At 59.4% G+C, this 13,877-nt stretch carries 11 protein-coding genes; 5 read left to right on the forward strand and 6 right to left on the reverse strand.

Translation table 11 applies throughout. The features are described 5' to 3' along the window. Positions 1 to 32: 32 nt before the first annotated feature. The 5 genes from cysM (at position 33) to GBC55_RS14115 (ending at position 6,181) form a co-directional block, all read left to right on the forward strand. Positions 33 to 935 (forward strand): cysteine synthase CysM, encoded by a 903-nt coding sequence (gene cysM, locus GBC55_RS14095; RefSeq protein WP_162437959.1) that lies wholly within the window; start codon positions 33 to 35, stop codon positions 933 to 935. Continuing rightward, positions 935 to 2,287 carry a 23S rRNA (uracil(1939)-C(5))-methyltransferase RlmD gene (gene rlmD / locus GBC55_RS14100; protein ID WP_162437960.1) on the forward strand — a complete coding sequence of 451 codons (1,353 nt, stop codon included), beginning with the start codon at positions 935 to 937 and terminating at the stop codon, positions 2,285 to 2,287. The genes cysM and rlmD overlap by 1 nt, the downstream gene beginning before the upstream one ends. A gap of 121 nt (positions 2,288 to 2,408) precedes the next feature. Further along, positions 2,409 to 4,652 (forward strand): GTP diphosphokinase, encoded by a 2,244-nt coding sequence (gene relA, locus GBC55_RS14105; RefSeq protein ID WP_162437961.1) that lies wholly within the window; start codon positions 2,409 to 2,411, stop codon positions 4,650 to 4,652. A gap of 124 nt (positions 4,653 to 4,776) precedes the next feature. Beyond that, positions 4,777 to 5,610 (forward strand): nucleoside triphosphate pyrophosphohydrolase, encoded by an 834-nt coding sequence (mazG, locus tag GBC55_RS14110; RefSeq protein ID WP_162437962.1) that lies wholly within the window; start codon positions 4,777 to 4,779, stop codon positions 5,608 to 5,610. Between the two features lie 28 nt (positions 5,611 to 5,638). Next, a complete protein-coding gene (locus GBC55_RS14115; protein WP_162437963.1) occupies positions 5,639 to 6,181 on the forward strand; it encodes a DUF2058 domain-containing protein in 543 nt (180 codons plus the stop codon). An 82-nt stretch (positions 6,182 to 6,263) separates the two neighbouring features. Here GBC55_RS14115 and GBC55_RS14120 read toward each other — a convergent pair whose 3' ends face one another. The 6 genes from GBC55_RS14120 to GBC55_RS14145 form a co-directional block, all read right to left on the reverse strand. Beyond that, positions 6,264 to 6,452 carry a hypothetical protein gene (locus tag GBC55_RS14120; RefSeq protein WP_162437964.1) on the reverse strand — a complete coding sequence of 63 codons (189 nt, stop codon included), beginning with the start codon at positions 6,450 to 6,452 and terminating at the stop codon, positions 6,264 to 6,266. Between the two features lie 442 nt (positions 6,453 to 6,894). Beyond that, positions 6,895 to 8,115: a beta-ketoacyl-ACP synthase I gene (fabB, locus tag GBC55_RS14125; RefSeq protein ID WP_162437965.1), complete on the reverse strand. Its 1,221-nt coding sequence runs from the start codon at positions 8,113 to 8,115 to the stop codon at positions 6,895 to 6,897. An 11-nt stretch (positions 8,116 to 8,126) separates the two neighbouring features. Beyond that, positions 8,127 to 8,642, reverse strand: a complete 516-nt coding sequence (fabA, locus tag GBC55_RS14130) for a 3-hydroxyacyl-[acyl-carrier-protein] dehydratase FabA (RefSeq protein ID WP_010211704.1) — start codon at positions 8,640 to 8,642, stop codon at positions 8,127 to 8,129. 247 nt (positions 8,643 to 8,889) lie between these two features. Next, the gene (locus tag GBC55_RS14135; RefSeq protein ID WP_162437966.1) at positions 8,890 to 10,791 is read right to left on the reverse strand and encodes an ATP-binding protein; all 1,902 of its coding nucleotides are present in this window, start codon (positions 10,789 to 10,791) and stop codon (positions 8,890 to 8,892) included. Continuing rightward, positions 10,788 to 11,720 carry an ABC transporter substrate-binding protein gene (locus GBC55_RS14140; RefSeq protein WP_162437967.1) on the reverse strand — a complete coding sequence of 311 codons (933 nt, stop codon included), beginning with the start codon at positions 11,718 to 11,720 and terminating at the stop codon, positions 10,788 to 10,790. Before GBC55_RS14140 ends, GBC55_RS14135 begins: the two co-directional genes overlap by 4 nt. A 1-nt stretch (position 11,721) precedes the next feature. Then, complete coding sequence (locus GBC55_RS14145) at positions 11,722 to 13,845, reverse strand: TonB-dependent receptor (protein ID WP_162437968.1); 2,124 nt, start codon at positions 13,843 to 13,845, stop codon at positions 11,722 to 11,724. Between the last annotated feature and the right edge of the window lie 32 nt (positions 13,846 to 13,877).

Consider the following 13,877-nt stretch of genomic DNA (forward strand, 5'->3'; position numbering starts at 1 on the left):
GGCGCCCCCGCAGTCTGGATTGCGAATACGCCATGACCTTGCAGTACCCAACCATCGCCGATTGCGTCGGCAACACCCCGCTGGTTCGTTTGCAGCGCCTGCCTGGCGCCACCAGCAATACTCTTTTGCTCAAGCTTGAGGGGAATAACCCGGCGGGTTCGGTCAAGGACCGTCCTGCGCTGTCGATGATCACCCGTGCCGAGTTGCGCGGGCAGATTCACGCTGGCGATACGTTGATCGAAGCGACTTCGGGTAACACCGGGATTGCGCTGGCCATGGCCGCCGCGATCAAGGGTTACAAGATGATCCTGATCATGCCGGACAATTCCAGCGCCGAGCGCAAGGCCGCCATGACCGCCTATGGTGCCGAACTTATCCTGGTCACCCAGGAAGAAGGCATGGAAGGCGCTCGCGATCTGGCCCAGCGCATGGAGGCCGAAGGTCGTGGCAAGGTGCTGGATCAGTTCGCCAACGGTGACAACCCTGAAGCGCACTACACCACCACCGGCCCGGAAATCTGGCGGCAGACCGAGGGCACCATCACTCATTTCGTCAGCTCGATGGGCACCACCGGCACCATCATGGGCGTTTCGCGCTATCTGAAAGAACAGAGCGACAGCGTGCAGATCGTCGGCCTTCAACCGATGGAAGGCTCGGCGATTCCGGGCATCCGTCGCTGGCCACAAGAGTATTTGCCGAAGATCTACCAGGCCGATCGAGTGGACCGGATCGTCGACATGGCCCAAAGCGAAGCTGAAGACGTGACCCGTCGCCTGGCTCGCGAAGAAGGGATCTTCTGCGGCGTGTCCTCGGGCGGTGCCGTGGCCGCGATGTTGCGCTTGTCCAAAGAAGTTGAAAACGCGGTGATCGTCGCGATCATCTGCGACCGTGGCGACCGTTACTTGTCGACCGGCATTTTCGACGCGCCCAACTGATGGCCAAGCACGAGAGAGGTCTGCGTTTCCAGCCGACTGGCGGCAGCAAGGCCCCACAAATCCCGACCGGCAAAAAGCAGCGCCTGACCATCGAGCGCCTGGCTAATGACGGTCGCGGTATCGCATTTTTCGAAGGTCGCACCTGGTTCGTCATCGGCGCACTGGCCGGTGAGGAAGTTGAAGCGCGCGTGCTGGGTGCCCACGGCAAAGTGGTCGAAGCACGCACCGAACGGGTTTTTCAAACCAGCGAACTGCGTCGTCCTGCTCCCTGCCCGCATGCCGGTCGCTGCGGCGGTTGCAGCGTGCAGCATCTGCCTCACGATGAACAACTCGCCCTGAAACAGCGCATGCTCGCCGAGCAATTATTGAAGGTTGCCGGTGTCGAACCTCAAGAGTGGGCAGCGCCGTTGAGCGGTCCGGAATTCGGTTACCGTCGTCGCGCCCGCGTGGCGGTGCGATGGGACATGAAGGCGAAAAAACTTGAAGTCGGTTTCCGTGCGGCTGGCAGTCAGGACATCGTTGCGATCAACGAATGCCCGGTGCTGGTACAGCCTTTGCAACCGATCATGAACCGCTTGCCGGAAATGCTGCGGCGACTGAGCAAGCCACAGGCGCTCGGGCATGTGGAGTTGTTTAGCGGCACGAAGCTGGCGGTTCTGCTGCGGCACATGGCGCCGTTGTCCGACGCCGACATGACCATTCTCAAGGATTTCTGCGCTTTTCACGAAGCCCAGTTGTGGCTTCACGGTGAAGGCGAGCCTTACCCGGTCGAGGCTGATCAAGTCCTGGGCTATCGTCTTGAACAGTGGGATCTGGATCTGGCGTATCGGCCGGGGGACTTCATCCAGGTCAACGCGGCTGTCAACGAGGCCATGGTCGCCCAGGCGCTGAGTTGGCTTGAGCCGAAAGCAAATGAACGCGTTCTTGACCTGTTCTGTGGCTTGGGCAATTTTGCCTTGCCCTTGGCCAAGGCTGTCCGTGAAGTGGTGGCGGTAGAAGGTGTGCAGACGATGGTCGAGCGGGCAGCCGCCAACGCTGCCAGCAACAATCTGCATAACACTCGTTTTTTTCAGGCCGATTTATCCCAGCCTTTGACCGATGCCGAGTGGGCGGTCGAAGGCTTTTGTGCGGTACTCTTGGACCCACCGCGTGACGGTGCTTTTGAGGTTGTGCGCAAGCTCAAGTCCCTGGGCGCCGAGCGATTGGTATATGTATCGTGCAACCCGGCAACGCTGGCGCGCGATACGGTCGAATTGATCAAGCAGGGCTACCGGTTAAAACGTGCCGGGATTCTCGATATGTTTCCTCAGACGGCACATGTCGAGGCCATGGCGTTATTTGAAGCGAGCTAGGATGCTCGTCTGGTCCGACTGGTCCGCCCGTGTAGCCGCGCACCTGCCCCGACGCGGGCGCGCGGGCAACGAAGGTCAGCGATTGACGCATTGAATCTGCGTCGTAGGGAAGGTAAGCAAGATGGTACAGGTGAGAGCACACCAGCCGATCAACACCGACGGCAGTATCAATCTCGAGGCTTGGCTCGATCATGCGGTCAGTGTCGATCTGGCACTGGATCGCGAAGCCTTGAAAGAAGCGTGCGAGTTCGCCCGCGCGTCTGAACAACAGGCCAATGCGGCGAAGAATCTATGGTCCGAAGGGACCTCGAGTTTCCGTACGGGCCTTGAGATCGCCGAGATCCTCGCCGACCTCAAACTCGACCAGGATTCGTTGGTCGCCGCAATCTTGTACCGCGGCGTGCGCGAAGGCCAGATCCAGTTGCCGGCAGTCAGCCAGCGCTTCGGTCCGGTGGTCGCCAAACTCATCGACGGCGTTTTGCGCATGGCGGCAATCAGCGCCAGCTTGAGCCCTCGCCAGTCCCTGGTGCTGGGCACTCAAGGCCAGGTGGAAAACCTGCGCAAGATGCTCGTGGCGATGGTCGATGACGTGCGTGTCGCGCTGATCAAGCTGGCCGAACGCACCTGCGCGATCCGTGCGGTCAAAACCGCCGACGATGAAAAGCGCAACCGTGTGGCCCGTGAAGTCTTCGACATTTATGCGCCCCTGGCTCACCGTCTCGGTATCGGTCACATCAAGTGGGAGCTGGAGGACTTGTCCTTCCGTTACCTCGAACCCGACCAGTACAAGCAGATCGCCAAGCTGCTCCACGAGCGGCGCCTGGATCGCGAGCGCTTCATCGCCGATGTGATGAACCAGCTGAAAGTCGAATTGCAGGCCACCGGGGTCGATGCCGACATCAGCGGCCGGGCCAAACACATCTATTCGATCTGGCGCAAAATGCAGCGCAAGGGTCTGGAGTTCAGCCAGATCTATGACGTGCGCGCCGTTCGCGTGCTGGTGCCGGAGATGCGCGATTGCTACACCGCGCTGGGCATTGTCCACACCTTGTGGCGGCACATCCCGAAAGAATTCGATGACTACATCGCCAACCCGAAAGAGAACGGCTACCGCTCATTGCACACGGCGGTAATCGGTCCTGAAGGCAAGGTGCTGGAAGTGCAGATTCGCACCCACGCCATGCACGAAGAGGCCGAGTTGGGCGTGTGTGCGCACTGGAAGTACAAGGGCACCGACGTCAAATCCGGTTCCAACCACTACGAAGAGAAAATCTCGTGGTTGCGTCAGGTACTCGAGTGGCATGAAGAACTGGGTGATATCGGTGGGCTGGCGGAACAGCTGCGTGTCGATATCGAACCTGACCGGGTCTATATCTTCACCCCGGACGGCCACGCCATCGACTTGCCCAAAGGTGCAACGCCGCTGGACTTCGCGTACCGGGTGCATACCGAAATCGGCCACAACTGCCGAGGCGCCAAGATCAACGGGCGCATCGTGCCGCTCAACTACAGCCTGCAGACCGGTGAGCAGGTCGAGATCATCACCAGCAAGCATGGCACGCCAAGCCGTGACTGGCTGAACCCTAACCTGGGTTACGTGACCACCTCGCGGGCCCGGGCGAAGATTGTCCACTGGTTCAAATTGCAGGCCCGTGACCAGAACGTCGCGGCCGGTAAAACCTTGCTCGAGCGCGAACTCAACCGTCTCGGTCTGCCCGCGGTGGACTTCGACAAGCTGGCTGACAAGGCCAACATGAAGACCGCCGAGGACATGTACGCCGCCCTGGGTGCCGGCGATTTGCGTCTGGCGCAGCTGGTCAATCTGGCGCAGCAACTGGTCGAGCCGGAACGTGGCAATGAACAGCTTGAGCTGATTCCGCGCAAGGCGACGGGTTACAAGCCAGGCAAGCGTGGCGATATCCAGATCCAGGGTGTCGGCAACCTCATGACCCAGATGGCGGGCTGCTGCCAGCCGTTGCCGGGGGATGCGATCGTCGGTTACATCACCCAGGGTCGCGGTGTGAGCATTCACCGTCAGGACTGCGCCTCGGTGCTGCAATTGGGCGGACGCGAGCCAGAGCGCATCATCCAGGTCAGCTGGGGCCCGGTGCCGGTGCTCACCTACCCGGTGGACATCATTATCCGCGCCTATGACCGGTCAGGTTTGCTGCGTGACGTTTCGCAGGTGCTGCTCAACGAGCGCATCAACGTACTGGCGGTCAACACCCGCTCGAACAAAGAGGACAACACTGCACTGATGTCCCTGACCATCGAGATTCCGGGGCTGGATGCGTTGGGACGGTTGCTGGGGCGCATTTCGCAGTTGCCGAACATCATCGAAACGCGGCGTAACCGTACGCCGTAAAGCGGCGGTCGGTTTCCACTGTAGGAGCTGCCGCAGGCTGCGATCTTTTGATTTAAAAGATCAAGATCAAAAGATCGCAGCCTGCGGCAGCTCCTACAGAGATCGGTTCTAACGAGAGAAACTGATGTACAGCCTTGAAGACCTGCTCCACCTGATGAATCGCCTACGCGACCCGCAGTACGGTTGCCCGTGGGACATCAAGCAAACCTACGCGACCATCGTCCCGCACACCCTTGAAGAAGCCTACGAGGTGGCCGACGCCATCGAGCGCGGTGACTTCGATCACTTGCAGGGTGAATTGGGGGATTTGCTGTTCCAGGTGGTTTACTACAGCCAGTTGGCTCGGGAAGAAGGGCGCTTCGAGTTCGACGGTGTGGTCGACAGCATCACCCGCAAGCTGATTCGTCGTCACCCTCACGTGTTTCCTACCGGGGATCTGTACGCGCCGCTGGATGTTCCGCGCCTGAGCGAAGAACAGGTCAAGCAGCGCTGGGAAGAGATCAAGGCCCAGGAGCGGGCCGAGCAGTCATCAGCCCCCGAGCAGTTGTCCTTGCTCGACGACGTGCCCGCCGCATTGCCGGCCTTGTCACGTTCGGCCAAATTGCAGAAGCGCGCCGGGCAGGTCGGTTTCGACTGGCCGGATGCTTTGCCGGTGCTGGATAAAGTCCGCGAAGAGCTTGATGAAGTGCTCGAAGCCATGGCCGACAACGACTCGGTAGCCATTGCCGATGAAGTGGGCGACCTGTTGTTTTCCGTGGTCAATCTGGCCCGTCATCTCAAGGTCGACCCGGAATCCGCACTGCGCGGCGCCAACAACAAGTTTGAAAGACGCTTCCGATTTATCGAACAGGCATTGCGCGACACCCACCGTCCCATGGAAGATTGCACCCTCGAAGAGTTGGACGCCTTGTGGGGCGAAGCCAAACGTCAGGAAAAGAATTTGCCCAGCTGCGGTTGAGCAGTTGCCTAAGTGAGTATTAAGCACCATGAGCATTTCCCTTCGCGACCAGTTGCTCAAAGCAGGGCTGGTCAATCAGAAGCAGGCCAAACAGGTCGGCAAAGAGAAGCAGAAACAGCAACGCCTGGCCCACAAAGGTCAGATCGAACTCGACGACTCGCAGCAACGTGCCGCCCAGGAAGCGTTGGCTGAAAAGGTCAAGCGCGACCAGGAGTTGAACCGTCAGCAGCAGGAAAAGGCCGAGGCGAAAGCCCGTGCCGCGCAGATCAAGCAATTGATCGAAGTCTCGCGTCTGCCCAAGCTGACGACTGAGGATTACTACAACTTCGTCGACGACAAGAAGGTCAAGCGCATCTCCGTCAACACGCTGATGCGCAACAAGCTCAGCAGCGGTTCGCTGGCAATCGTGCACCATGGCGGCGGTTACGAAGTGATCCCGCGTGAAGCCGCCTTGAAGATCCAGGAGCGCGATCCACAGCGCATCGTGCAAATGAATGTGCAGACCGAAGAAGTAGCGACCGAAGACGATCCGTACGCGGCCTATCAGATCCCTGACGATCTGATGTGGTAAGGGCTTAAGGCTCCACAAAGACAAACCCCGCTCATTGGCGGGGTTTGTCGTTTTCAATGCTGTAATTGCATATGAGCAGGTCCTAGGCGGACAGTTGTTCACGTTGCTGTTCCAGTGTTTCCAGTTCGCATTTGTAGTTGTGGGCATCGGTCTCGGAATGGAACATCCCCACGAGCAAGTCTTGTTGGTGCACATCCCAGATACGGATGCCGGCGGCTACGCCTTCATGAGACATATGTGAATCGTCGCGTTCAGTTACTTTTACAGTCATCTGCTAGCTCCAATCTCAGTTACCTGCACCAAGGCATGTGCAGGACTCTGTTATAAGTTTGGATAGCTTGCTAAGTAAACGACCAGATTTCGTAACGGACAGTTGCAGATTTTGCAAAAGTCCTTCAACCCGCCAAATCCGCGACATTCGGTCGCAGGCCGTTAAGTTTCATGACAAAAGCTTCATGTTGGCAATGAGCAAAACTGCAGGTCACGCACGATTCTTGTAGCAGCTGGCGAAGCCTGCGTTCGGCGACGAAGTCGTCGTAAAACCAGTCGCCTCCATGAATCAAGCATACCGCGTGTACCGAATTGACGACGACTTCGTCGCCGAACGCAGGCTTCGCCAGCTGCTACAGGGGCCGTGGCGAATTTATCTGTTTGCAAAAAAAACGCCCCGAACCAGTCGGGGCGTTTTCATGTGCGGCGTAGCAGGGCGGGTATTACTTACCGGCCCAGCGCTTCAGTACCAAGGTGGCGTTAGTGCCACCGAAACCAAAGCTGTTGCTCATCACTGTGTTGATGGTGGCGTCTTCGCGAGTCTTGGTCAGGATTGGCATGTCAGCCACTTCCGGGTCCAGTTCGTCGATGTTGGCGGAACCCGCCATGAAGTTGCCTTCCATCATCAGCATGCAGTAGATCGCTTCGTGAACGCCGGCGGCGCCCAGGGAGTGACCCGACAGGCTCTTGGTGGAGCTGATGGCCGGAGCATTGGCACCGAATACTTCACGCACACCTTTCATCTCCGCGACATCGCCGACCGGAGTCGAAGTGCCGTGGGTGTTCAGGTAGTCGATCGGCGTATCGACGGTGGACATGGCCATCTGCATGCAGCGGATGGCACCTTCGCCGCTTGGAGCGACCATGTCATAGCCGTCGGAGGTCGCGCCGTAGCCAACGATTTCCGCGTAGATCTTCGCGCCGCGAGCCAGAGCGTGTTCCAGCTCTTCGACAACGACCATGCCGCCACCGCCGGCAATGACGAAACCGTCACGCTTGGCGTCGTAGGCACGGGAAGCTTTTTCCGGGGTTTCGTTGTACTGGCTGGACAATGCGCCCATGGCGTCGAACAGGAACGACTGGCTCCAATGCTCTTCTTCACCGCCGCCGGCGAACACGATGTCCTGCTTGCCCATCTGGATCTGTTCCATGGCGTTACCGATGCAGTGAGCACTGGTGGCGCAGGCAGAAGCGATGGAGTAGTTCAGGCCCTTGATCTTGAACGGCGTGGCCAGGCAAGCGGAAACTGTGCTGCTCATGGTCCGTGTCACACGGTATGGGCCAACGCGTTTCACGCCTTTCTCGCGCAGGATGTCCAGTGCTTCCATCTGGTTCAGCGTGGAGGCACCACCGGAACCGGCGATCAAGCCAGTGCGCGGGTTGGAGACTTGCTCATCGGTCAGACCGGAGTCGGTGATGGCGTCTTTCATGGCCAGGTAGGCGTAAGCCGCCGCGTGGCCGACGAAGCGATAGATCTTGCGATCGATCAGCTCTTCGAGGGGAAGGTCAATGGAGCCGGAAACCTGGCTACGCAGACCCATTTCGGCATATTCCGGGTTGAACCGGATGCCAGGGCGACTTGCACGCAGGTTAGCGGAGACGGTCTCTTTGTCATTGCCCAGGCACGAAACGATGCCCAGACCAGTGATAACGACGCGGCGCATGCGGATAACCCTTAGAAGTTGTCAGTGGAGGTGAAAACGCCGACCCGAAGGCCTTCGGCGGTGTAGATCTCGCGGCCGTCGACACTGACCGAACCATCGGCGATGGCCAGGTTCAGCTTGCCCTTCAGGACGCGTTTAATCTGAATGTTATACGTAACTTTTTTGGCGGTCGGCAGAACCTGACCAAAGAACTTCACTTCGCCCGAACCCAGGGCGCGACCGCGGCCCGGCAGACCTTGCCAACCGAGGAAGAAGCCGACCAGTTGCCACATGGCATCAAGGCCCAGGCAGCCTGGCATCACCGGATCGCCTTCGAAATGGCAAGCGAAGAACCACAGGTCCGGGGTGATATCCAGCTCGGCGACCAATTCACCTTTGCCGTACTTGCCGCCTTCTTCGCTGATATGGGTGATGCGATCCACCATCAGCATGTTCGGGGCGGGCAGTTGCGCGTTACCTGGGCCGAACAGCTCACCGCGACTGCAGCGCAGCAGGTCTTCCCGAGTAAAGGCGTTTTGTTTGGTCATGCGAGCTCCTCAATAATCCCATGCGGCAGGTGGGGCGAATCTTCCCGGCCGATCGAAGCGTTCATGCCTCGAATCAGCAGCCTACTCATAGACTATTGCGTTGTGGTGAAAGTCACAGCGCCAAGGACATGAATGTACACTTGTGCACTGAAATTATTTTTCAAGCCCCTTTTCGGGCCTGTTCGGGTGCCTAAGACTGCCGCACTTTCGCCTTTCACGCCAGTCGCAGATGGTCGAAAGGCCTGCACTACTGCAGCCAGCGTTGCAGAATTTGCTGTAGGTCAGTTCGTTTGAAGGGCTTGGCCAGGTAATCGTTCATGCCCGCCGATAAACAGGCTTCACGGTCGCCCTGCAGAGCGTTGGCTGTCAGGGCGATTATTGGCACGTCGCTGCAACCGGGTAATTGGCGAATCTGACGGGTCGCCTCGTAGCCGTCCATGATCGGCAACCGGCAATCCATCAGGATCGCTTCGAAGATCAGGCTCTCGGCGCTGCGCACGGCCTGCGCACCATCGGTCGCGACGCTGACGGTAAAACCCAGGCTGCGCAACATCGCTTCGATGACCGTCTGATTCACCGGGTTGTCTTCCACCAGCAGTACATTGCGGCCATTTCCGTTGTTGTTGGCCGCCGGTACTCGCGGCGCTGGCACTGGCATCTTCTGTTTGAACAGCGCCAGTGGAATTTCCAGCGTAAACACCGAACCCAAACCTTCTTCGCTCTGGGCCCGCAACGTGCCACCCATGCGTTCCGCCAGCGTGCGGGCAATCGACAGGCCTAGGCCGGTACCGCCATAGCGTCTTGAAATAGAGCTGTCGGCTTGCTGAAACGCGTTGAACATCAGCTCCAGGCTTTCGGCCGAAATCCCTATGCCGCTGTCGCGAACGGTGCAGGTAAACCACAGCAGCTCATGATCCAGCGACTGCCATTGCGGCTCGATGCTGACGCGCCCGTGCTCGGTGAACTTCAGCGCGTTACCCACCAGGTTCACCAGAATCTGCCGGATGCGCGTCGGGTCGCCCTGGACCTGTAGCGTGTGCATGTCCTCGGGGATCTGCAGTGAGAGGTCGAGCCCGCGTTGCACGGCACTGTGCTGGAACGCTTGGGCGCAGCTGCTGATCAGGTCCGCGAGATTGAATGGAATATGTTCAAGGTCCAGCTCCGCACGCTCAATGCGCGAGAAGTCGAGGATGTCGTTGATCACCTTGAGCAGGTGCTCGGTGGACTCCGAGGCGAGCGCCGCATATTCGACCTGCTCCTCGGTCATTTGTGTGGTTTCCAGCAGCTGCAGCATGCCCAGAACACCGTTCATCGGGGTGCGCAATTCGTGGCTCATCATCGCGAGGAAGTCGGATTTTGCGTTGTTGGCTTTTTCCGCCTCCTCGCGGGTCTGGATCAGTTGCGCCATTGCCTGATGCTGTTCGCGGCTGGCTTGCTCGAGACCGTTTGCCAGGTTGTTGATGTGCTGTGACAGCGCGCCCAGTTCAGTGTCGTCGACAATGGGCAGCGGGGTTTTGTAGTCGCCGTCCTGAATCGCCTTCACGGCATGACCGATATCGCGAATGGGTTGGGAAAGGCTGCCCGCCAGTCGCCGGGCGATCAGGAAGGTAAACAGCAGCGCGAACAGCGCCAGGATGGCGGCCTTGAGCAGGATTTCCTGTTGGCGCTGGCTGAAGGCGTCATTGGACAGCCCCACGATGACCCGGCCCAGATAATCCTCGTTCGGGGCCAGGTTGGCGACGCGGCTGTTCTGGAAGAAATCAGTGCTCAGAGCGATCCGTTGCAACCGTACCGGCGCCTGGAACACTTCGACCTGTTGCGAGCGAGTGTGGGTTTCCGAAGGGTGCTCGACGTACACCAGAATCCGGTTGGCACTGTCCTGAACCTCCAGAAAGCGGACGTTGGGTGTGGCCAGGGTCGCCTTGAGCAGACTTTCGAGTACCTCATTGTTGCCCGAGATCACCCCGTACTCGGTGGCCGGCGCCAACTGGTTGGCGATCAACTGTCCGGTGTGGTTGAGCTCCTGGCGCAGGTCCTGGATTCGCACGAACGTGAAGAAGCTGATCAACAGCAACGTCAGCAACAGGGCAGGGCCGAGACTGATGATCTGGGTTCGAGTGTTGATGTCCCAACGACGGTGGAATGTCACGGACGGCGTTCTCCTGCGGCCAACTGGGTTACGACAGAAGCTTCATCTATCTGTTCAACACCTAATGAACGAGCCACCTGCGGGTTACTCAATACCTTGAAGCGATTTGGATAGAGCGTGCGCGGCCACGTGGCGGGCGGGCGATCGAGCATCTGGTCGAGAATCGTCAGCCAGTCGTTCTGATCGCTGTAGGTGCTGGCCAGGCTGCCGGCCTTGACGAACGCGGCGTTGGGGCCAATCAGGGCGGTGTGCCGTGTGTAACTGCTGAGCAACAGGTTCTTCGCCGTTTTGGGGTTGTACAGGTCAGGATCGTCAAGCCCGAGTAGCACGTCGCTGTTTTTCAGCAAGGTTTGCAAGGGACGGCTGTCATTGGTGTCGTCCCAGTGCTCGGCCACAATCTCAAGGCCCAATGGCACGGCCGCCTGGCGGAGTTCTTTCAGTAGAAATGCGCTGTGCTGGTCGAAAAGGACACCAATGCGCCGGGCCTGAGGCAACAGGATTTGTGTGAGGCGCAGTTGCCGATCCAGCGGAGGATCACTCCATAACAGGCTCAGGTGCGAAGGCAGGGTGGTACCCAGTCGAAGACGCGCTTGCAGACGGCTGATCCGCAGCACCAGTGTTGGCGGCCCCTCGGTGTCTTGCAGGCGCCAGTCCAGGCTCGGCAGGTCGAGGAGGATCAAGCGCGTATTGACCGGCAGTTTGCCCGGCAGCGACAGGTTGGCCAGTGGTTCAAAACGCACAGTGTCGTGCGGGCGTGTCTCTTTCAGGGCCGTGGTGAAGGTCTGCATGCCGGGGCTGTCCTCTGCGCCGATCAGCAGAATGTCGGCAGAGTTCGCCGAAAAATGACTCAGCAGACCGGCAAACAGCAGGCACAACCCGACCAGCAGGCGGCCAAAGGTTGGCGTCTTGCGTGGCCGGCAGCGCGACATCTTAAAACTCCAGCTCCGCGCTGAAGTACATCACACGACGCTCGTCATAATTGTTATCGATGAAGGTGGTGGGTTGATGGTCGAGGCGCTGCTGCATCACGCCGGCCAGTTCCAGATGAGCCTTGCCGAACTGGATGCGCTTGGCGATACGGGCGTCGAACCTCTCGAAGCGGTAGCCGTTGAGTGCGTCATCGCCATAGTAGAAAAGTGCACTGCTCCAGCCTTTGCCCCAGTCACGCAACCAGCCGGCGGAACCACTGTTGCGCGCGGTCTGTTGCTCATCCAGCGGATTGCTCGTCTGGGCGTCGACATAGGCGTAGGTCAGGCGCAGGCGGTCGGAGCGGCTGATGTCCCAGTCGAACTGCGTTTCAGCCCCGGTAAAACGTGCCGTGTTGGCGTTGCTGGCAATGTACTGATTGTTGCGCAGGGGTTCGCTGATCATGCCGGTGATTTCGTCGTAGAAGAACTTCACATCAACGGCCAGCCCCTGTTCGGCGAAATAGCCGTTGTAGCCCAATTCTCTGGAGCGCATGTGTTCCTGGTCGAGATCACCGGGGCCGCGGGTCCTGACGAAATAGCGGGCGCTGGACTGTCCGTAGGCGCCTGGCTTCAGATTGGTCACCCGGTAGCTCCAGTTGACGTTGTTCTCGAACATGTCCGGCGATCGCACGGCTTCGGAATACACCGCTCGCAGGCCATGACGCGGATTGATCAGGTAATTGACCGCGACGCGCGGCGTCAGCGAACTGCCGCTCAACCGTGTGTCCTCGAACATCGCTCCACCCTGAAGCAGCCAGTGCTCGGTGGCGCGCCACTCGAGTTGGCCAAATGTCCGCCAGGTGGTGTCGTCGAGCGTGCCATTGAAGTAGGTATCGGAATCGGCCCGGTCGTAACGATAGTTCATGCCACTGACCAGACGCAGACTCTCGGACAGGCTAAGCGTGTCTTGCAGTTCGAGTTCGTAGCGCGATTCCCGGGAGCTTTGGTCGATGTCGCCACACAAGGTCTTGCGGGCCCCGTGCTTCCATTGATCCAGCACTTGATTGGCCAGGTCCCGTTCCTGGGCGGTACCGGGCGCGGCGCCTTGACCGGTGAAACGCTCGATATTGCGCGCCAGGCGTTCGGTGTAATTGGGGTTGAGCTGCCAGAGCCGGGTCAATTCCGGGCTGAAGGACAGTTCGGCATCGCAGGCGCGCCATGTCTGCTGTCGATCCCAGTGCTGGGCTGTGCCCTGGACATACAGGCTGTGATCGGGATTGATGTCCAGGTTCCAGCGCAACGAGCCTGCGTATGACTTGGCGATGGCATCGGCATTGTCACCGGCATCGGTAATCCCCGAGAACACCGGGCGGTAGGTGTAAGGCCGCTGGTTCGTCCCGTCCTTGGCATTCAATTGCCAATCGATGCTTTGTCGTTCGTCGATTGCCTGACTGACGGCGAGATTGAATCGGTTCAGGCGACGACTGTCGCGATAATCGGCACCGTTGCGATCCGAGTCGAAGCCGTCGTCCTGCAGGCCTGACAGGGAAAGGCGCAAGTCTCCACCGTCCCAGCCGGTGCCCTGGCTGGCGTAAAAGTCGTTGATGCCGCGCTGACCCCGGGTGACTTTCATCCGTGTGCCATGGCTGTCGGCCGGGTTGCGCGTGATGATGTTGACCACGGCCATCAACGCATTGGCGCCATAGCTGACGGTGTTCGGGCCGCGGAATACTTCGATGCGTTCGATGTCCTCCATGGCGACCGCTATGTCGCTCCAGTCCACCGTAGCCAGGCCTGCGCGGTATACCGAACGGCCATCGATCAACACCTGCATGCGTCGCGCTGCGGTAGCGTTGGTGCCGTGGTAATTCACCGCTGGCTGATTGCCGTTGATGTTACCGACCATCATCCCCGGCACCAGGCGCAGCAACTCACTGATGTCCCGCGCGCCGCTGGCATTGATCAGTTGGCTGTCGATCACCGTCATGCTGCCAGGTACCGCAGCTGGCGACTGTTTGAGCCGCGTCGCCGTCAGAATCTGCGGGAGCGGCTCGCTGTCGAGGAACAAGTCGTCAGCCATCAAGGGCGAGCTGAAGACCAGCGCCAGGACCAGCGGCGAGCGAGGTGACGTAGCGCCAATTGACACAACACATCCTTGATAGTGATTAACTGGCGCGC

The sequence above is a fragment of the Pseudomonas sp. TNT3 genome (assembly GCF_010095445.2).
Taxonomy (GTDB): domain Bacteria; phylum Pseudomonadota; class Gammaproteobacteria; order Pseudomonadales; family Pseudomonadaceae; genus Aquipseudomonas.

What these genes read in the sequence shown, in the direction of transcription:
- cysM (WP_162437959.1), top strand. Translation starts at nt 33, where the DNA reads ATGACCTTGCAGTACCCAACCATCGCCGATTGCGTCGGCAACACCCCG.
- rlmD (WP_162437960.1), top strand. Translation starts at nt 935, where the DNA reads ATGGCCAAGCACGAGAGAGGTCTGCGTTTCCAGCCGACTGGCGGCAGC.
- relA (WP_162437961.1), top strand. Translation starts at nt 2,409, where the DNA reads ATGGTACAGGTGAGAGCACACCAGCCGATCAACACCGACGGCAGTATC.
- mazG (WP_162437962.1), top strand. Translation starts at nt 4,777, where the DNA reads ATGTACAGCCTTGAAGACCTGCTCCACCTGATGAATCGCCTACGCGAC.
- GBC55_RS14115 (WP_162437963.1), top strand. Translation starts at nt 5,639, where the DNA reads ATGAGCATTTCCCTTCGCGACCAGTTGCTCAAAGCAGGGCTGGTCAAT.
- GBC55_RS14120 (WP_162437964.1), bottom strand. Translation starts at nt 6,452, where the DNA reads ATGACTGTAAAAGTAACTGAACGCGACGATTCACATATGTCTCATGAA.
- fabB (WP_162437965.1), bottom strand. Translation starts at nt 8,115, where the DNA reads ATGCGCCGCGTCGTTATCACTGGTCTGGGCATCGTTTCGTGCCTGGGC.
- fabA (WP_010211704.1), bottom strand. Translation starts at nt 8,642, where the DNA reads ATGACCAAACAAAACGCCTTTACTCGGGAAGACCTGCTGCGCTGCAGT.
- GBC55_RS14140 (WP_162437967.1), bottom strand. Translation starts at nt 11,720, where the DNA reads ATGTCGCGCTGCCGGCCACGCAAGACGCCAACCTTTGGCCGCCTGCTG.